The 17772-nt window shown below is 74.2% G+C and carries 18 protein-coding genes and 1 pseudogene; 7 read left to right on the forward strand and 12 right to left on the reverse strand.

Annotated features, from left to right (window positions below):
• The first annotated feature begins 55 nt into the window (after positions 1–55).
• Positions 56–802 carry a polyphosphate--glucose phosphotransferase gene (gene ppgK / locus QOL88_RS25460; protein ID WP_097219928.1) on the forward strand — a complete coding sequence of 249 codons (747 nt, stop codon included), beginning with the start codon at positions 56–58 and terminating at the stop codon, positions 800–802.
• A gap of 165 nt (positions 803–967) precedes the next feature.
• Here ppgK and QOL88_RS25465 read toward each other — a convergent pair whose 3' ends face one another.
• Positions 968–1561: a DUF6542 domain-containing protein gene (locus tag QOL88_RS25465; RefSeq protein WP_283445907.1), complete on the reverse strand. Its 594-nt coding sequence runs from the start codon at positions 1559–1561 to the stop codon at positions 968–970.
• A gap of 168 nt (positions 1562–1729) precedes the next feature.
• Here QOL88_RS25465 and ychF point away from each other — a divergent pair, with 168 nt between their 5' ends.
• Positions 1730–2818, forward strand: coding sequence for a redox-regulated ATPase YchF (gene ychF, locus QOL88_RS25470; RefSeq protein WP_030842729.1), 1089 nt, complete (start codon positions 1730–1732; stop codon positions 2816–2818).
• Positions 2819–2953: 135 nt separating this feature from the next.
• On the opposite strand, the gene QOL88_RS25475 is transcribed toward ychF, so the two are convergent.
• A complete protein-coding gene (locus QOL88_RS25475) occupies positions 2954–3217 on the reverse strand; it encodes a type II toxin-antitoxin system RelE family toxin (protein ID WP_097219931.1) in 264 nt (87 codons plus the stop codon).
• Positions 3210–3479: a type II toxin-antitoxin system Phd/YefM family antitoxin gene (locus tag QOL88_RS25480; protein WP_097219933.1), complete on the reverse strand. Its 270-nt coding sequence runs from the start codon at positions 3477–3479 to the stop codon at positions 3210–3212. Before QOL88_RS25480 ends, QOL88_RS25475 begins: the two co-directional genes overlap by 8 nt.
• Before the next feature lie 110 nt (positions 3480–3589).
• On the opposite strand from QOL88_RS25480, the pseudogene QOL88_RS25485 reads away from it, so the two are divergent.
• A pseudogene (locus tag QOL88_RS25485) lies at positions 3590–3777 on the forward strand (ATP-binding protein); the annotation flags it as partial.
• Between the two features lie 32 nt (positions 3778–3809).
• Here QOL88_RS25485 and QOL88_RS25490 read toward each other — a convergent pair.
• From QOL88_RS25490 to QOL88_RS25505, 4 genes are all read right to left on the reverse strand, one after another.
• A complete protein-coding gene (locus QOL88_RS25490) occupies positions 3810–4094 on the reverse strand; it encodes a hypothetical protein (RefSeq protein ID WP_097219936.1) in 285 nt (94 codons plus the stop codon).
• Positions 4082–4528 (reverse strand): class F sortase, encoded by a 447-nt coding sequence (locus tag QOL88_RS25495; RefSeq protein ID WP_257027892.1) that lies wholly within the window; start codon positions 4526–4528, stop codon positions 4082–4084. The genes QOL88_RS25490 and QOL88_RS25495 overlap by 13 nt, the downstream gene beginning before the upstream one ends.
• Positions 4529–4730: 202 nt before the next feature.
• The gene (locus QOL88_RS25500; protein ID WP_097219939.1) at positions 4731–5558 is read right to left on the reverse strand and encodes a DUF4397 domain-containing protein; all 828 of its coding nucleotides are present in this window, start codon (positions 5556–5558) and stop codon (positions 4731–4733) included.
• A gap of 97 nt (positions 5559–5655) precedes the next feature.
• The gene (locus QOL88_RS25505; RefSeq protein WP_097219942.1) at positions 5656–6303 is read right to left on the reverse strand and encodes a sigma-70 family RNA polymerase sigma factor; all 648 of its coding nucleotides are present in this window, start codon (positions 6301–6303) and stop codon (positions 5656–5658) included.
• Between the two features lie 162 nt (positions 6304–6465).
• Here QOL88_RS25505 and QOL88_RS25510 point away from each other — a divergent pair, with 162 nt between their 5' ends.
• The 4 genes from QOL88_RS25510 (at position 6466) to QOL88_RS25525 (ending at position 11464) form a co-directional block, all read left to right on the forward strand.
• A complete protein-coding gene (locus QOL88_RS25510) occupies positions 6466–7536 on the forward strand; it encodes a MerR family transcriptional regulator (protein WP_097219945.1) in 1071 nt (356 codons plus the stop codon).
• A gap of 417 nt (positions 7537–7953) precedes the next feature.
• Positions 7954–9192, forward strand: coding sequence for a lycopene cyclase family protein (locus QOL88_RS25515; protein ID WP_097223183.1), 1239 nt, complete (start codon positions 7954–7956; stop codon positions 9190–9192).
• A complete protein-coding gene (locus tag QOL88_RS25520; protein ID WP_097219948.1) occupies positions 9189–9905 on the forward strand; it encodes a class I SAM-dependent methyltransferase in 717 nt (238 codons plus the stop codon). The genes QOL88_RS25515 and QOL88_RS25520 overlap by 4 nt, the downstream gene beginning before the upstream one ends.
• Entirely contained in the window at positions 9902–11464 is a 1563-nt protein-coding gene (locus QOL88_RS25525; RefSeq protein ID WP_097219951.1) for an FAD-dependent oxidoreductase, read from the forward strand. Before QOL88_RS25520 ends, QOL88_RS25525 begins: the two co-directional genes overlap by 4 nt.
• 58 nt (positions 11465–11522) lie before the next feature.
• On the opposite strand, the gene QOL88_RS25530 is transcribed toward QOL88_RS25525, so the two are convergent.
• The 5 genes from QOL88_RS25530 to QOL88_RS25550 form a co-directional block, all read right to left on the reverse strand.
• Positions 11523–12536 (reverse strand): Rieske (2Fe-2S) protein, encoded by a 1014-nt coding sequence (locus QOL88_RS25530; RefSeq protein ID WP_257027893.1) that lies wholly within the window; start codon positions 12534–12536, stop codon positions 11523–11525.
• The gene (locus QOL88_RS25535) at positions 12529–13512 is read right to left on the reverse strand and encodes a phytoene/squalene synthase family protein (RefSeq protein WP_097219954.1); all 984 of its coding nucleotides are present in this window, start codon (positions 13510–13512) and stop codon (positions 12529–12531) included. Before QOL88_RS25535 ends, QOL88_RS25530 begins: the two co-directional genes overlap by 8 nt.
• Positions 13499–15052 (reverse strand): phytoene desaturase, encoded by a 1554-nt coding sequence (locus tag QOL88_RS25540; RefSeq protein WP_097219957.1) that lies wholly within the window; start codon positions 15050–15052, stop codon positions 13499–13501. Before QOL88_RS25540 ends, QOL88_RS25535 begins: the two co-directional genes overlap by 14 nt.
• Positions 15049–16272 carry a polyprenyl synthetase family protein gene (locus QOL88_RS25545; RefSeq protein ID WP_097223185.1) on the reverse strand — a complete coding sequence of 408 codons (1224 nt, stop codon included), beginning with the start codon at positions 16270–16272 and terminating at the stop codon, positions 15049–15051. The genes QOL88_RS25540 and QOL88_RS25545 overlap by 4 nt, the downstream gene beginning before the upstream one ends.
• A gap of 122 nt (positions 16273–16394) precedes the next feature.
• Entirely contained in the window at positions 16395–17768 is a 1374-nt protein-coding gene (locus QOL88_RS25550) for a cryptochrome/photolyase family protein (protein ID WP_097219959.1), read from the reverse strand.
• Positions 17769–17772: the final 4 nt, after the last annotated feature.

Consider the following 17772-nt stretch of genomic DNA (forward strand, 5'->3'; position numbering starts at 1 on the left):
GGGCAGCACCGCTGACCGGCCTGTGACTGTCAGTCGTTCGTCGTAACGTAGGGCCATGCAGATCTTCGGAGTGGACATCGGCGGATCCGGGATCAAGGGTGCCCCGGTGGACCTGGACAAGGGCGACCTCGCCCAGGAGCGCCACAAGGTCCTCACCCCGCACCCGGCCACGCCCGACGCGGTGGCCGACGGCGTCAAGCAGGTCGTCGACCACTTCGGCTGGACGGGCCCGATCGGGGTCACCTTCCCCGGCGTGGTCACCGACGGAGCCACGATCCGCACGGCGGCGAACGTCGACGACAGCTGGATCGACACCGACGCCCGCGCTCTGCTCGGCGAGCGGCTGGGCGGACTGCCGGTGACGGTGGTCAACGACGCGGACGCGGCGGGCGTCGCCGAGACGCACTTCGGCGCCGGCCGCGACCGCCGGGGCACGGTCATCCTGCTGACCCTCGGCACCGGCATCGGCAGCGCGGTCTTCGTCGACGGCGTGCTCGTCCCCAACACCGAGCTGGGCCACCTTGAGCTCGACGGGCACGACGCCGAGAAGCGGGCCTCCAGCAAGGCCCGCGAGGACCACGACATGACGTGGGAGCACTGGGCGGTGCACCGAGTGACCAAGTACCTCGCCCACGTCGAGATGCTGTTCTCGCCGGAGCTGTTCATCATCGGCGGCGGCGTCAGCCGCAAGGCCCACAAGTTCCTGCCCCACATCGAGGGCATCAAGGCGGAGATCGTCCCGGCGCAGTTGCAGAACAACGCGGGGATCGTGGGCGCGGCGATGCGGGCGGCCGGACACTAGCGGTATCCGCGCGTGCCGCCCGCCCGCCCCGGGACGGGACCTGGGTCGGCGCCCCCGGCACCACGAGAGGTCAGACCGGGGACGGGGCCACCAGCGGTATCCGAGCGTGCCGCCCGCCCGCCCCCGGGACGGGACCTGGGCCGACGCCCCCGGCACCACGAGAGGTCAGACCGGCGTCCGGCCCCCTGCCGTACGCCGCCGGTGCACCAGCCGGATCCGCCGCACGATCACGATCAGCCCGGCGGCGAGAGTGCCTCCGTACAGCCAGCCTGCCTGCGTGGCGAGTGCCGTCACCAGGCCCATCAGCGTGCCGCCGGTCCCGTCCTCGCTGTCGGCCACGGGCAGCAGACCCACGGCGAACGCGATCGGCACCACGACGGGCGCGGTCATCAGGTCCCCCCGGCGCACCCAGAGGGCGGTCAGCACACTCACCGGCAGGAACAGCACGCCGTACGCCGTCAGGGACGCCCCGAACAGCGCCGAGCAGAGCGCGCCGAGCAGGAACATCACCACCGCGCAGAACAGCCCGCTGCCCAGGCCGGTCAGCCGTGGGTTCGGCAGCCCTCCCGCGGCGGGTGCCGGAGCGGGCGCGGGCCGTCGTACCGGCACCGGGCGGCGCCGCGGCCCCGGCGGCCGGGCCGCGCGCACGGGCTCGCCCCCCGCCCCCCGTCCCGCCTGCGACGGCACGGGTTGCCGGGGCGGCCTGGGCCGGTCCCGTCGCGGTCCGTACTGGGGAGATCGCGTCCTGTATTGCTCCACCGCACCAACTTAGGTCGTTCAATATGCCGAATAGGCCTTCTGACACGCCGTCGGCCACGGCTTGGCCAAGCGTTCGATACGTCGCCCGGGTGGTTCCGGACACGCCGTAGACTGGTGGATCGGCCGGTCCCCTGGCCCTCTGGCCCTCCACTCACGGGAAGTCGCAACGTGTCGCTCACGATCGGAATCGTCGGTCTGCCGAATGTCGGCAAGTCGACCCTGTTCAACGCCCTGACCAAGAACGACGTGCTGGCGGCCAACTACCCGTTCGCCACGATCGAGCCCAACGTGGGCGTGGTCGGCGTCCCCGACCCCCGCCTGACGAAACTGGCGGAGATCTTCTCCTCGCAGCGGGTCCTTCCGGCCACGGTCGACTTCGTCGACATCGCCGGCATCGTGCGCGGCGCCTCCGAGGGCGAGGGCCTGGGCAACAAGTTCCTCGCGAACATCCGCGAGTCCGACGCGATCTGCCAGGTCATCCGCGCCTTCAAGGACGAGAACGTCGTGCACGTGGACGGCAAGGTCTCGCCGAAGGACGACATCGAGACGATCAACACCGAGCTGATCCTCGCGGACCTGCAGACCATCGAGAAGGTCCTGCCGCGCCTCCAGAAGGAGTCGCGCATCAAGAAGGACATCGCGCCGAAGGTCAAGGCCGTCGAGGAGGCCAAGGAGATCCTGGAGAAGGGTGACACGCTGTTCTCCGCGGGCATCGTCCAGGGCTCCGGCAACGAGGAGCTCCTGCACGACCTGCACCTGCTCACCACCAAGCCGTTCCTCTACGTCTTCAACGTCGACGAGGACGAGCTGACCGACGAGGACTTCAAGAACGAGCAGCGGGCCCTGGTCGCCCCGGCCGAGGCGATCTTCCTCAACGCCAAGCTGGAGGCGGACCTCGCCGAGCTCGACGAGGACGAGGCGCTGGAGCTCCTCCAGTCCGTCGGCCAGGAGGAGCCGGGCCTCGCGACCCTGGCCCACGTCGGCTTCCGCACGCTGGGTCTCCAGACGTACCTGACCGCAGGCCCCAAGGAATCCCGCGCCTGGACCATCAAGAAGGGCGCCACGGCCCCCGAGGCCGCCGGCGTCATCCACACCGACTTCCAGAAGGGCTTCATCAAGGCGGAGGTCATCTCCTTCGACGACCTGGTGGAGACGGGTTCGGTGGCGGAGGCCCGCGCGAAGGGGAAGGCGCGGATGGAGGGCAAGGAGTACGTGATGCAGGACGGGGATGTGGTGGAGTTCCGCTTCAACGTGTGAGCGGCTGAAGTAGCACCACGTCACTCGGCGTGGCAAACATACAGGTCAGGAGGGGCCGGACTCGCGGGAGTCCGGCCTCTCCGTCCATCCCGTGCTGGATCGGTGCTGGTTCTTCCGACCCGACGTCCGGCGTGCTCAGGTGTCGTACACAGTGGAGCGATGCCCGACGTGCACGACCCACACCACCAGTTCGCCGTTGTCGATCGTGTAGACAACGCGGTAGTCGCCCACGCGTAGGCGGCGGCGGTCGGGCTGGGAGACGAGGGCGGTGGTGTTGAACCCCAAGGGGTCGTTCTCCAACTCGGTCAGCTTCGCCAGAATGCGCAGGGCCATGTCTCTCGGGACCTTGCGGAGTTCGGCCTGAGCCTCGGGCCGGAAGACGGTGCGGTACTCACTCACTGCGCGCCAGCGTCTCCCTCATGATGTCCTCGATCGGGAGGCCGGGGGCTGGATTGGCCATGCGCTCGTCGATGATCCGGTTGATCTCGCGTTCTTCCCATTCCTGGTACTTGCGCAGCACTTCGATGGACACCACGGCGGCGACCTGCTTGCCGCGTCGGGTGATCACGGTGGGTACGTCATCCCGGTCGGCTCGCTCCACGACCTCGGCGAGGTGCGCCCGGACATCGCGAATGGACTCTATGGGCAGTGGCTGCGTCATGTGCTCAAAGGTACCGGGTGTCCCATGTGTACACAAAGGCTTGCTGTGCAGGACCCGCCCTTTCGGGGTCAGGCCCTTGTCAGCTCCCGGATGGCATACCCACGGCTGAGATCGGCTCCATCACATGGCTGGAGCAGTCGCCCTTCGACCGGCGCGACCTGGCAGCTCGCCATCGACACCGGGCCGCCCTCACCGGCGCACCCGTTCCCGTCGTGGCGGTCTGGCGCAGCGGGGTCGACTGTCGGGGCTCGATGCCGCCTACGACCCCGGCGATCTGCTGACCGCCTGGCCGCTGTGAGCGGCGGACGGAAGGGGAGGAGGTGAGAGCTGTCAGCCGGGCCCGTTGTCGCGCCACGGGTAGTGCCGTGGTGGGGGCGTGCCCGTCTCGCGGGAGACTTCTCGGGTGATGCGGCGCCAGACGTGCTCGGGGGGCGGGGTCGGCAGGTCCGCCGTCTCCGCAGTGCGCGCGGCCGTCACCAGCCGGGTCAGCATGACGAGTTCGTCGCGGCAGCGGTCGCAGTGTTCGATGTGACGCAGGGCCTCGGCGTCGGCGTCGGTCGGGGTGGCGTTGCGCAGCGCCAGTTCCACCAGGTGTGCGGACTCTACGTGGGCCACTGCGTCCTCCCGACGGGTTCCGCCGTGACGACGAGGTTGGATGCGTAACCGCCCCGCTCGGGGGCGTACGGGGGTGCGCAGGTGATGAGGGTGAGGGTCGGGGGGCCGGAGCGGCGGAACGTCGAAGGGGGCAGGGCTTCCTTCGGCACGGTGAGCCGGGAGACGACTCGGTAGGTCACCGGCTCATCCCCCGCGCGGCGCACCTCGACCCGGTCTCCGCGCCGCATGCCGTACAGCGCCAGGAACTCGCCGAGTGCTCCGGTGTCGGTGTCGACGTGCCCGACGAGGACGGCCGAGCCCCGGGCACTGCCCGGCGCGGGGCCGTGGCGGCACCAGCCGGCCACGGACGGGTCGCCGGGGACGGCCATGTCCCCTCGGGCCGTCACGCCCACCGGGCTGATCCGGGTGTCCAGACCGGCGCGGGGTGTGAGCACGCGACGGGGCGGTGGGTCCTGCGCCGTGCCGGGGGCCGACGTGTCCGGGGGTGTCGTCGGGGCCGCCGCCGGCGCGTGTGCCAGTGGCGCTGCCGCGAAGTCGGGCGGAAGTGCGGCCGGGTCCGACGGCGTGGCAGGAAAACCGAGGGCGGCTGCCGGAGCGGCAGCCGCCACCATCGGCCCCGTCGGCCGTCGCGGGCCGTCAGCCACGCCGGCGGGCGAAACGGCGGGCCACCAGCACGCCGGTCACCGCGACCGCTGCGGCCCCGGCGGCGAAAGCCGGCCCCAGGTCGGAGGAGTTCGTCTCGACGGCGGCACCGCTGCCGCCCGCCGGGACGCCACGGGGCGACGACGCCATGCCGCTCAACGTCTGGGTCGCCAGGGCGAGGTTCTTGTCGTCGGCGCTGCCCCAGGCGTAGACGATGTTGCTGGTGCCTTCGCCGAGCTTCAGGTCGGCCGGACCGATCGCCACGGTGTCCGTACCGGCGAGCACCACATCGGCGTTGATCGTGCCCGCGTCGACCTCGGCGGTGTCCTCCTTCGGGTTGGTCAGGTCGCTGAAGACCGGCTGTCCGCCGGCCCGCACGTCGACGGCGGGCGCGGCGGCGACATGGCGGACCGTCAGACGGGCCTTGCCCGCGTCGACCTGGGAAACGTCGTTGGTGAAGGCCGTCAGCTCCGGTGTGCCGTCGGCCGACAGATGCGCGGCGACCGTGGCGTTCGCACCCTCGGGCACCTCGATCTTCTTCTCCAGGGCCGGAGTTCCGTCGGGACCCTGGCCCGCTTCGAAGATCTGGATGTCGTAGGTCCCGGCGTCGAGGGACCTGGGGTCCGTCACCGTGCCGGGCTTGAAGTCGCCGATCAGTTCGTCGCCGTTGGCGTACACGTCCACGGTCATGCCGGGGATGCCGTGGAAGACGGACACCATGGCCTTGTCCTGCTGGTCGGCCAGGGCGGGCGTGCAGACGCCGAGGGCCAGGGCACAGGCACCGGCCGAGGCGGCGAGGGCGAGGCGGGTGTGAGAGGTCATGGGAATCATCCCTTCGAACGGAGACTCCGTACGGTGCGGAGTCTCGGTCCTGTTTTCAGGTGTGGGGGCCGTCGCGGATGCGCGTACGGCGTCACCGCTACAGGTTCGCGTCGGGGACCGGGGGCTGCTCGAGCACCAGGCGCAGCCGGTGCAGGCCGCGGCGGGCGTGGCTCTTGACCGTCCCCAGGGGCATGCCGGTCCGCTCCGCGATCTGCGCTTGGGTCAGGTCTTCGTAGAAGGCCATGCACAGCACCTCCCGCTGGTGCCGCGGCAGCCGGGCCAGGGCGTCGACCAGCAGCACCCGGTCCAGGACGCGGTCCGGTGCCGCCTCGTCGGGCCCGGCGGTGTCCGCGTCGCGGCCTGCCGAGTCGATCAGCGTCAGCCGCCGCGTCCTCGCCGCCAGCGCGTCGACGATCTTGCGGCGCGTGATGCCGACCAGCCAGGCGCCGAGCGGGCCCCGTTCGGGACGGAATCCGGCCCGGCCGTGCCAGGCACCGAGGAAGACCTGCTGGGTCACATCCTCCGCCTCGTACGTGTCACCGAGCAGTCGGGTGGCCATGGTGTGGACGAGCGAGCCCCAGCGCCGGTAGATCGCGGCGAACGCGTCCTCGTCGGCGGCGACGAGGCCACGGGCCAGCTCCTCCTCGTACCGCGTTTCCTCCGTGGGCGCGGCGGGCGCGGCGGGCGCGGTGGGCGTGGGCCTGGTGGGCGCGGCGGGGGTGGTGAGTCGCGTGTTCGTGATCATGGCCTGGTTCCTCCTGCAGTGCGTCGCGCGGGGACGGAAGGCCGTCTGCCGAACCGCACCGGTCGCGCTGTGCGGAGCCGCGACCGTGCGCTCGAAGCCAGTGTTCGGGGCACAAACGACGCATCTCAACATGCGTCGTTTGTGCGTCGTACAGTCGGAGGTATGGGTACACACGAACGGGACGGCGAGGACCGCGGACGCGGGGGCGTGCCGCCCGGCGGCGGGCTGACCACCGGCGAGGTGGCCAGGCGGCTGGGAGTCGCACCCACCACCGTCCGCACCTGGGACCGCCGCTACGGCCTCGGCCCCGACGCCCACACCGGTGGCCGGCACCGGCGGTGGACGTCGACGGACGTGGCACGGCTGGAGCGGATGTGCGCCCTGACGGCGACCGGAATACCGCCCGCCGAGGCGGCGCGCACGGTGCTCGGCGAAGCGACGCAGGAGCCGGCTCCGTCCGGGTGGGCTTCTCCGGCACCCGCGGAGGCGGCCGCGGAAGAGGCGGGGGAGGCGGCCCCGGGCCGGAGGGACGCCGACGCGCCACCCCGACCGTCCGCCCCCGCCCGCAGCCGCGCGGGCAGCGGACTGCGCCTCGGTGACGTCCGTCAGGAGTGCAAGGGCATCGCCCGCGCGGCCCTGCGCCTCGACGCCGCCGCGCTGGACGAACTGCTCGAGGCCGCGATCGCCGAACACGGGCTGGTCGCCGCCTGGACCGAGGTGATCATGCCGACCCTCCAGGCGGTCGGCCGCAAGTGGGAGAGCTCGGGCGAGAAGTACGTCGAGGTCGAGCACTTCCTGTCCTGGCACGTCTCCGGCGCGCTGCGGCGTGGTGCCCCGCCCTCGGCCGCCGACCGCCCGGGCGCGACCATCGTGCTCGCCTGCGTGCCGGGGGAGAACCACACGCTGCCCCTGGAGGTGCTGGCCGCCGCGCTGGCCGAACGCGGCCTGCCGGTGCGGATGTTCGGCGGGGCCCTGCCCGTGGAGTCCCTGGTCACGGCCGTACGCAGGACCGGGCCGGCGGCGGTGGGGCTGTGGGCGCAGTCCCGGACGACCGCCAGCCGGCCGCTGGCCCAGCACGTGGCCGCGATGGAGTGGGGGGTGCGGGGCGCCCGCCGCAAGCCGGTGGTCCTGACGATCGGGCCCGGCTGGAGCGGCCGGACCGTCACCGGCCTGCCACGTCCGACGGGGCTGGCCGAGGCCGTCGCGGTTCTGGAATCGGTGGTGTCGCGCTAGCCGCCCCCGGCTGTGTCCGGGAGTCTTGTCGGATGTGCCACGGCCGGCTGTGTCCGACAGTCTCGTCGGATGTGCCACGGTCGACTGCATCCGACTGTCTCGTGGGATGCGCTCCGGTCGACTGCATCCGACAGCCCCGTCGGATGCGCCCCGGCCGACTCCATCCGACAGCCCCGTCGGATGCGCTCCGGCCGACTCCATCCGACAGCCCCGTCGGATGCGCTCCGGCCGACTCCATCCGACAGCCCCGTCGGATGCGCCCCGGCCGACTCCACCCAACCGTCCCGTCGGATGCCCCCAGGCCGGCTGCATCCGAACACGGCCGTCGGCCCGAAGCGGTGACGGAACTCAACACACAGTCGACCGGTCGGGTGGCCGGGAGCGGGGTACGGAGATGAGCGGCGCGTGGTGGGCCCGGTGAGCCAGGGGCCCGTCGGCACGTCGGACGTGGTGGTCGTCGGGGGCGGAGCCGCCGGTCTCAGCCTCGCGCACCGGCTGGTCGAGACCGGCGTGGCGACCGTGACCGTGGTGGAGCCGCCGGACGGTCCCGCGCGCCCTGCGGAGCGGACCTGGTGCTACTGGGACCACGGTGACGGCGACGCTGCCGGCGGAGGCGACGACGATCTCGACGAGGCGGTCACCGCCACCTGGCCCCTGCTGCGGGTGCACGGGCCCGACGGCAGCCCGCTCACCGTAGATCCGGCCCCCTCCCGCTACCGCATGGTGCGGTCCACGGCGTTCGAACGGCTGGTGCACGCGCGGCTGGCCCGGTCGCCCGGCGGACGGCTGCTGCGCGCGACGGCGGACACCGTGCGCGACGTCCCCGGCGGCGCGGAGGTCCGCTGCACCGCGGCCGACGGCCGCACGCTGACGCTGCGCTCCCGGTACGTGTTCGACTCGCGGCCCCTGCGCGCCCTGCCCCCGGCCCGGACGCGGCTGTTGCAGCACTTCCGCGGCTGGTTCCTGCGCACCCGCGCCGACCGGTTCGACCCGGCGGTCGCCGACCTCATGGACTTCCGGGTCCCCCAGCCGCGGCACGGGCTCGCCTTCGGCTACGTCCTGCCGCTGGCCCCGGACCAGGCGCTGGTCGAGTACACCGAGTTCTCCCGGACCCCGCTGACCACCGCGGCCTACGAAGCGGCGCTCGGCCACTACGCCCGCGAGGTGCTGCGCCTGGGCGAGTTCACCGTGGACACGGCCGAGCAGGGCGTCATCCCCATGACCGACGCCCGCTTCCCCAGGCGGGTCGGAGCGGCCGTCTTCCGCATCGGGACGGCGGGCGGTGCGACCCGCCCCGCCACCGGCTACACCTTCGCGGCCGTACAGCGCCAGAGCCGGGCCATCGCCGCCGCCCTGCGGGACGGCCGCGGCACCGTGCCCGCACCGCACGGACGCCGGGCGCTCGCCATGGACGCGGTGTTGCTTCGGGCCCTGGACACCGGGCGGATCGACGGCCCCGCGTTCTTCACCGGCCTGTTCCGCCGTACGCCCCCTCAGCGCCTGCTGCGCTTCCTCGACGGAGCCACCTCGGTCCGGGAGGAGTGGGGCATCGGACTGCGCACCCCCGTCGGCCCGATGCTCCGCACCGCACTCGAAGTGCCCTTCCTGCCCCGCCGCCCCCACCCCGCCCCAGGAACCGGAGAGAGCCCCCGATGACCCTGCTGCGCGACCGCGACCTGGCCCACGCCTTCGACCACGCGTCCCGCACCTACGACCGCCTCACCGGCCTCAGCCCCGGCTACCGGACCGACCTGCTGCGCTCGGCCCGCCGGCTCCGGCTCCCCAGGGATGGGGCCGGTCTGCACCTGCTCGATCTCGGCTGCGGCACCGGTGCCTCCACCCGGGCCCTGCTGCGGGCCGCACCCCGGGCGCGGATCACCGCGGTGGACGCCTCCGCGGGCATGCTGCGGCAGGCACGGGCCAAGCCGTGGCCCGACGGTGTGCGCTTCCTCCACCTGAGCGCCGAGGAACTGCCGACGACCGGCGAAGGCCCCTTCGACGCGGTCTTCGCCGCCTACCTGTTCCGCAACGTCTCCGACCCGGACGGCGTCCTCGGCACGGTGCGGACCCTGCTGCGGCCGGGCGGGCGCCTCGCCGTCCACGAGTACAGCCTCGGCGGCTCGCCCGCGCACCGGGCGCTGTGGACGGCCGTGTGCCAAGGGGTGATCATCCCGGCGGGCACGCTCACCGGAGACCGGGCCCTGTACCGGCACCTGTGGCACAGCGTGCTCGACTTCGACACCGCCGCCGAGTTCACCGGGCGGCTCACCCGCGCCGGATTCACGGGCGCGCGGGCCCTGCCCCTCGCCGGCTGGCAGACCGGCATCACGCACACCTTCGTGGCCACGGCGGGGGAGACCGCCCGATGAGCACCCGTGGGGCCGCCCGCCGCGGGCGGGACCGCAAGGCCGAGGTCCTGATGCCCGCGCCCGGCCGGGACCGGTTCGCGCCCGGGGACGCGCCGTCCGTCGCCGTGGTGGGCGGCGGCATCGCCGGACTCGCCGCGGCCACCGGACTGGCCGAACGCGGCGCCCGGGTGACCCTCTACGAACGCGAGGACGCCCTCGGTGGTCGCCTCGCCGGGCACCCCACCCGGCTGGCCGACGGCACCGAGGTGACCATGAGCCGCGGCTTCCACGCCTTCTTCCGCCAGTACTACAACCTGCGCGGCCTGCTACGGCGCACCGACCCCGCCCTCAGCCGCCTCACCCCGCTGCCCGACTACCCCCTGAGGCACAGCGGCGGACTGACCGACAGCTTCGCCCGCGTCCCGCGCACCCCGCCCCTCAGCGCCCTCGGCTTCGTCGCCCTCAGCCCCACCTTCGGCCGCCGCGACCTCGCCGCCCTGGACGCGCGGGCGGCACTGCCGCTGACGGACGTGCGCGTGCCCGACGTGTACACGCGCTTCGACCGGATCAGCGCGACCGCATTCCTGGAGCGCGTCCGCTTCCCCGAGGCCGCGCACCACCTGGCCTTCGAGGTGTTCTCGCGCAGCTTCTTCGCCGACCCGCGCGAACTGTCCGCCGCCGAACTGATGCTGATGTTCCACATCTACTTCCTCGGCTCCTCCGAGGGGCTGCTCTTCGACGTGCCCGACGAGCCCTTCCCCCAGGCCCTGTGGGAGCCGCTCGGCGACTACCTCCAGCGCCTCGGCGCGACCGTCCGCACCGGCACGGCCGTGCTCGGCGTGGAGCCCGTCGGCACCGGCGGCGCCGAGGTGCGCACCGGCACCGGCACCGACCGGCACGACGCGGTGGTGCTCGCCCTCGACACCGGGGGACTGCGCGGGGTCGTCGCCGCCTCGCCCGGCCTGGGCACCGCCCCCTGGCGCGACGGCATCGCCGCCCTGCGCACCGCACCGCCGTTCCTCGTCTCGCGGCTCTGGCTCGACCGGCCGGTCCACGCCGACCGCCCCGGCTTCCTCGGCACCAGCGGCTACGACGGCCTCGACAACATCAGCGTCCTGGAACGCTACGAGGGCGAGGCCGCCCGCTGGGCCGCGAAGAACACCGGTTCGGTCGTGGAACTGCACGCCTACGCCGTCGGACCGGGCGCGGACCGGGAGGGCGTGCAGGACGCGCTGCTCGGGCAGTTGCGGCAAATCTACCCGGAGACCCGGGAGGCGCGCGTCGTCGACGCCCGGCACGAGTGGCGCTCGGACTGCCCGCTCTTCCCGGTCGGCACCCACCACCGGCGCCCCACCGTGCGGACCCCGCACCCATGGCTGACGCTGGCCGGCGACGGGCTGCGCTGCGACCTGCCCGTGGCCCTGATGGAACGCGCCGCCACCACCGGCTTCCTGGCGTCCAACGCGTTGCTCGCCGGGTGGGGTGTGCGCGGCCAGGTGTTGTGGACCGTGCCGCGAGCGGGCCGCTCCCGGGTGCTGCGGGCACTCGCCGCGCTCGCGGAGCGTCGGGTACGCCGGTGACGCGGGGCCGCCGGACGGACCCGGGCCGCTCAGCGCAGGCCCGTCCGGCGGGGTCGTGTCACCCGGGAAACCGCCCGCTGCTGCGCAACTCCCAGCGCCTCTCGGCGTAGGCGAGGTCGTCGCGCCACAGGCGCCCGGCGGTGCGCCGCATCAGGGGGCGCAGTACGGGGGCCGCGGCCCGGGCCAGGGCGAAGCCGCGCCGGTCCGAAGCGGCGACGACCGCCTCGATCACGGCCGTCCGCGGCCGCTGCGCGTCCGCGGCGGTCAGCGGCGTGGCATGGGTCTCCACCACGGACGTGGCGCCCTCGCCGCCGGTGATGCGCATGACGACGGTGCGCGGCTCCGGCGCGGCGAACTCGGCCCGTACGGGCACCACCAGACGGCCCGCCACCCGGAAGGAGACGTCCACCTCGAAGGCGTCGCCCTGGTCGTCCTCGTCGCCCCGCGGCTCCCTCACGACCGTCAGATCGACGAAGGAGTACGGGTGGAACCAGGAGCCGTGCCACGGGTCGAGCCGGTTGGCCACCACGTCCTGCGGTTCGCACCGCCCGACCGCCGTGTACACGGCGTCCACCCCGCTGCCCGGTGCGGGACGGTCCGGGACCACGGGCCGCTCCGTCGGCTCCTCACCGCCGACCGCGTCCAGCCGTACCCACACCAGCACCCCGTCGTCGTGGGCGGGGTACGGCCGCCAGTCGGCGAACGCGGTGCCGTCCAGGGCCAGGCCGTGCCAGTGGCACACCAGCGTGCCGCACACCACCCGGCTGTCCCGCAGGGGTGCGCCGAGGTGCGGGCACGCCCCGGGGCCGGCCCGGAGGTCGCCCGACCGCGAGCGCCACAGCACCACTTCGACACCGCCGACGGTCCTGCCGCAGGGGCTGCCCGGGCGAACCTCCCGGGAGGCGCCGGCCACGAACCAGTTGCCGGAGGGCCGGGCGGACGCGCGTGTGAGGGTGTCGGCGATCAGCGCCGGCCGGGCCGCGCGCCAGGTCGGTGTCTGCTCCGCCCAGCCGGGGCCGCGGCGCCGCCGCAGCGGTGAGGTCCAGCGTGCCTTGTCCGCCCGGTCAGCCACGGCCCGGTCCCTTCCGTTCCAGTGCGGCGTGGTCCGCCGCGGACGGCGCCTGCCACCGCGCGCGAGCCACCTCGAGGACACCGGCCGCGGCGGTGGCCGCCCGCCGTCGGCGGGGTACCACCGCCCGGCGGTGCAGCACGGTGTAGTCGTGCCGGGCGATCGCGTCGAGGATGCCGCCGTACAGCGTGAACGCGGTCCTGATGCAGGGGCGTACCCGCGGGTCGAGCATCGCGATGCCCGGTTCCGCGTCCCGGTACACGTCCCTGGTCAGGGCCTCGGCGGCGACGAGCGCCGCCCGGATGCGCGGGTCGCCGCGGCCGCTGCGCCTGCTCCACTCCAGGAGCGGACGGTCCACGCCGTGGGCGGCGAGCAGGTCGGCGGGCAGGTAGACGCGACCGCGGTCGAGGTCCTCGCCCACGTCCCGCAGGAAGTTGGTCAGCTGGAACGCCACGCCGAGGGCCGCCGCGTGCGGTGCCGCCTCCTCGCGCGGGACGACCGTGCCGAGCACGGGCAGCATCTGCAGGCCGATCACCGCGGCCGAGCCGTGCATGTAGGCCCGCAGGTCGGCGTAGGTCGGGTAGTCCGTGACGGTGAGGTCGGCGCGCATCGAGGCCAGGAAGTCGGCGAACAGGTCCACCTCGATGCCGTAACGGTCGGCGGTGTCGGCCACGGCCCGGACCACCGGTTCGGTCCCGCCGCCGGTGCGCAGCGCGTGCGCGAGGTCGCCCTCCAGCCGCTTCAGCAGCAGGTCCCGCTCGTCGGGGGCCAGACGACGGTCCAGGTCGTCGACGATGTCGTCGGCCCAGCGGGCGAAGCCGTACAGCGCGTGCACCGCGGAACGGCGTTCCAGCGGCAGCAGGCGCGTGGCCAGGAAGTAGGTCCGGCCGTGCCGGGCGTTGAGCCGCCGGCACACGCCGTAGTCGGTGCGCAGGCCGGGGTCGGTGATCCCGGCGGCGTCCAGTTCACGACGGGTCATGGGCACCTGCTCCGGTCGGGGTGGTCGGGCGGCGGTCCGGGGGCCGGCTCGCCCGGGTGCGGCCCCCGGTGACGCGGGCGGCGGCGAGTTTCCCGCTGATGAGCACGGTCGGTACGCCGACACCGGGTGTGGTCCCGCAGCCCGCGAGCACCACGTTGTCCACGCCGCGGACGAGGTTGCGTGGCCGGAAGGGACCGGTCTGGGCGAAGGTGTGGGAGACGGAGAAGGGGCTGCCCGCCGCGTGGCCCTGGGCCGTCCAGTCGAGGGGGGTCACCAGCTGTTCCTTCTGGATGCTGTCGCCGAACCCGTCGAGGCCGCGGCGTTCCAGCTCGGCGACCAGGGTGTCGCGGTAGCGCGGGCCCAGGTCGCGCCAGGCCGTGGCGGACGGGCCGACGGCGGTGTTGGGGCAGGGCGCCAGGACGTAGTGGAGGTGGCGGCCCGGCGGCGCCAGGGAGGCGTCGTGCGTCGTCGGGCGGGTGATCAGCAGGGACGGGTCGCTCATCAGCGTTCCCGAGCGGGTCAGTTCGTCGAAGGTGCGCTCCCAGGCGCCGCCGAAGGACAGGGTGTGGTGGGCGAGGTGGGGCCAGGTGCGGTCGGTCCCCGCGTGCAGGAGCACCGCGGACGGCGAGTGCCGCAGCTGTACCGGACGCCGGGGTGCCCGGCCCAGCAGCCGGTGTGCGGCGGGCAGTTCGCAGGTCAGCACCACCGCGTCGCACGGGATGCGCTCGCCCGAGGCGAGGCGGACGGCCCGCACCCGGTCCGCCGGGCGTTCCAGCGCGCTCACCTCGGCCGACCAGCGCAGTTCGGCACCGGCCCCGGCGGCCACGTCCGCCATCGCGCGGGGCAGCGCGTGCATGCCGCCCTTGGGGAACCAGACGCCGGCCACGGTGTCCATGTAGGCGATCACCGCGTAGGCCGCCAGCGCCCGGGCCGGTGCCACCCCGGCGTAGAGGGCCTGGAAGGAGAAGACGCGGCGCAGACGGGCGTCGGAGAGGAAGCGGCCGATCGCGCCGTCGAGGCGCCCGAAACCGCCGAGCGCCGCCAGCCGGAACAGGTCCGGGTGCGCCAGCTGGAGCGGCGAGTCGAAGTTGGTGTCGATGAAGCGGCGCATCTGCGCCCGGTACAGCCGCTCCAGCCACTCCCGCAGCCTGCGGTAACCCGCCGCCTCCGCCGGTCCCGCGAAACGCCGCACCTCCGCCTCCATGGCGTCGCCGTCGGTGTGCACGTCGAGCGAGGTCCCGTCCGCGAAGCCCGCCCGGTAGGCGGGGTGCAGAGGCAGCAGCTCGACGTGCCGGTCGAGGCTCTCGCCGACGGCCGCGAACGCCTCGTCGGCCAGATGAGGCATCGTCAGCACGGTGGGCCCGGTGTCCACCAGGTAGTCGCCGAGCCGCAGCCGCCCGGCCCTTCCGCCCGGGCCGTCGTCCCGTTCGACGAGGGTGACCCTGCGGCCTGCGCCCAGCAGATGCAGGGCGCAGGCGAGCCCGGACAGGCCGGCGCCCACCACGACGACATGGTCCGTCGGCCCCGCCACCGTCTTCATACGAGCTCCTCCGCCTGCCGCGGGGCGACGCCCGAGGCCCGCTCGACCAGCGTGGCGAACTCCCGCCGTACGCCGGGGGCGGCCCCGGTCGCCGCGAAATGCCGCAGCCCGGAGGCCGCCAGGTCGGCGATCCTCGCCTCCACCTCGGCCCGGGCACCCGTCCGCTCCAGCGCCGCCCGCATCCGCTCCACGGAGTGCCCGGGCCGGGCGTCCGCGTCGGGGGCGAGCACGGCGGCGGCGTCCCGGTCGCCGGTGGTCTCCGCGAGCCGGACGGCGACGGCGAGGAGCGGGGTGAGCTTGCGGGCGCGCAGGTCCTCGTCGGCCGGTTTGCCGGTCAGCGCCGGGTCCCCGAACGCGCCGAGGAGGTCGTCGCGCAGCTGGAAGGCCAGCCCCGCGCACCGGCCGGCGGCTCGCAGCGCGCCCAGGGTGCGAGCGTCGGCCCCGGCCAGCGACGCGCCCAGCGCCAGGGGCCGCGCGACCGTGTACCGGGCGCTCTTCAGCACGGCGATGGTCAGCGCCTCCTCGGCACCGGACGAGCCGCTCGCCTGCGCGCGCAGGTCGCGGTACTGCCCGGCGACCATCTCGGTGCGCATGGCCCGCCACTCCTCGAACAGCCGCGGGCCCTGCGGCGAGGCGAGCGCCGTCTCGGTGAGCAGGTCGTCCGCCCACGCCAGCGCCAGGTCACCCACGAGCACGGCCGCCGACGCCCCGAACGACTCGGGGGTTCCTCCGGTGTGGTCGGTGGGGTGTTCGTGGGTCGGCTGGGGGGTTTCGCCGGTGTGGTCGGCCGGGTGTCCGTGGGGCGGCTCGGCGGACCCGCCGGCCGGGTGTTCGTGGGCGAAGTCCACGTGCATCGCGGGGGCGCCCCGGCGCAGCGGTGAGCCGTCCATCACGTCGTCGTGGATGAGGGCGCAGGCCTGGAGCAGTTCGAGGGCGGCCCCCGTGCGCAGGACCGCGCTCGCGTCGCCCGAGCCGCCCGCGGCCCGCCAGCCGCACCACACGAACGCCGTACGCAGCCGCTTGCCGCCCCGCCGGACGTACGCGGCGAGACGCTCGGCCATGTCGGCGGCGAACACCGCGTCGGTGTCGCGGGCCTGCCGCAGCCGCGCCTCCAGCACCCGCTCCAGGACCGCCTCCATGGCGCGGGTGGCCTCGGGAGCGGTGAGCGGGGCGTGGTTCGGCTCCGCCGGTCCGGCCACCGTCGGCCGCGGTCCAAGCATGCGCAACCCCTTCTCGCTTCCGGTCTTCCGCACATCAGTGCTTCCCCGGACAGAGGCGTTTCGGATGCGCCGGATGGCGGGCTCTCGACCGTGAACCGGGCCCTCGGCCGTGAACCGCGCTCTCAGTCGCGGCCCCGGGCCTGCCGGAAGCGGGCTAGGCCCTCGCCGAGATCGACCAGCGGCGCCGGATAGTCCAGCCGGGCCCGCTCGTCCTCCGGCAGCCGCCAGGGCTCGTGCACCGCGGCGCCGCCGATGTCGGCCAGTTCGGGCACCCAGCGGCGTACGTAGGCGCCGTCCGGGTCGTAGCGCTTGCCCTGGAGGACGGGGTTGAGGACGCGGTGGGGGCGGGTGTCGGTGCCGGTGCCGGCGACCCACTGCCAGTTCAGCTGGTTGTTGACGAGGTCGCCGTCGACGAGGAACCGCAGGAAGTGCCGGGCACCGATCCGCCAGTCCACGTACAGCGTCTTGGTGAGGAAGCTCGCCACCAGCAGCCGGGCCCGGTTGTGCATCCAGCCCTCGTGGCGCAGCTGGCGCATGCCCGCGTCGACCACCGGGTAGCCGGTGCGTCCCTCCCGCCACGCGGCGATCTCCTCGGCGGCGTCCTCCTCGCCCCGCCACCGGTCGCCCCGGGAGCGGTAGTCCCGGACCGACGCCTCGGGCCGGGCCGCGAGGACCTGGTGGTGGAAGTCGCGCCAGCACAGCTGACGGACGAACGCCTCCGCCCCGGTGCCGCCCTTCGCCCGGGCCCGCCGGACCACCTCCACCGGCGACAGCGCCCCGAAGTGCAGGTACGGCGACAGGCGTGAGGTCGCGTCACCGGCCAGGTCGTCGTGCCGTTCCTCGTAGCGGGCCAGGCCGGTGTCCGCCCACCGTGCGAACCTGTCGCGCCCCGCCGACTCGCCGCCCGCCGGGAGATCCGCCGACACGTCCGCCACCCCGGCGCGGGACGGCAGCTCCTCGCCGCGCACCGCCTCGGGGACCCGCACGGCACGCGGGGCGGGCAGAGGGTCGCGCAGCGGCTCCTTGGACCAGCGGCGCAGGTACGGCGTGAAGACGGCGAAGTGGTCCGAGCCCAGGGGGGTCACGGCCCCCGGCGCGACGGCGGTGATCACGCGGTCGTGCACCCGCAGCGCGACACCGTCCGCGTCGAGTTCCTCGCGCAGCCGCTCCTCACGACGGTGGGCGAAGCCGGTGACTCCCGCGGCCATGTGCACCTCGCCGGCACCGCACGCGGCGGCGACCGCGCGGACCTCCCGGGCGACCGGCCCGGTGCGCACGACCAGCCGCCCGCCGCGCCGGCGCAGCGAGGAGTCGAGGTCGGCCAGGCAGTCGGCGAGGAACGCCGCGCGGTTGGGCACGTCGAACCCCACGGCGTGGACGGCGGGGTCGCGGACGAACAGGGGCACCACCTCGTCGGCCGCCTTCAGCGCCGCGTGCAGGGGCGGATGGTCGTGCAGACGCAGGTCCGAGGTGAACAGGACGACCGCGACGGTCATGGCG

The organism is Streptomyces sp. Ag82_O1-12 (assembly GCF_900182715.1).
Lineage (GTDB): Bacteria > Actinomycetota > Actinomycetes > Streptomycetales > Streptomycetaceae > Streptomyces > Streptomyces massasporeus.

Coding starts and splice junctions, on each gene's coding strand:
- ppgK (WP_097219928.1), top strand. CDS start 56: ATGCAGATCTTCGGAGTGGACATCGGCGGATCCGGGATCAAGGGTGCC.
- QOL88_RS25480 (WP_097219933.1), bottom strand. CDS start 3,479: ATGACGCAGCCACTGCCCATAGAGTCCATTCGCGATGTCCGGGCGCAC.
- QOL88_RS25500 (WP_097219939.1), bottom strand. CDS start 5,558: ATGACCTCTCACACCCGCCTCGCCCTCGCCGCCTCGGCCGGTGCCTGT.
- QOL88_RS25505 (WP_097219942.1), bottom strand. CDS start 6,303: ATGATCACGAACACGCGACTCACCACCCCCGCCGCGCCCACCAGGCCC.
- QOL88_RS25510 (WP_097219945.1), top strand. CDS start 6,466: ATGGGTACACACGAACGGGACGGCGAGGACCGCGGACGCGGGGGCGTG.
- QOL88_RS25520 (WP_097219948.1), top strand. CDS start 9,189: ATGACCCTGCTGCGCGACCGCGACCTGGCCCACGCCTTCGACCACGCG.
- QOL88_RS25525 (WP_097219951.1), top strand. CDS start 9,902: ATGAGCACCCGTGGGGCCGCCCGCCGCGGGCGGGACCGCAAGGCCGAG.
- QOL88_RS25535 (WP_097219954.1), bottom strand. CDS start 13,512: ATGACCCGTCGTGAACTGGACGCCGCCGGGATCACCGACCCCGGCCTG.
- QOL88_RS25540 (WP_097219957.1), bottom strand. CDS start 15,052: ATGAAGACGGTGGCGGGGCCGACGGACCATGTCGTCGTGGTGGGCGCC.
- QOL88_RS25545 (WP_097223185.1), bottom strand. CDS start 16,272: ATGCTTGGACCGCGGCCGACGGTGGCCGGACCGGCGGAGCCGAACCAC.
- QOL88_RS25550 (WP_097219959.1), bottom strand. CDS start 17,768: ATGACCGTCGCGGTCGTCCTGTTCACCTCGGACCTGCGTCTGCACGAC.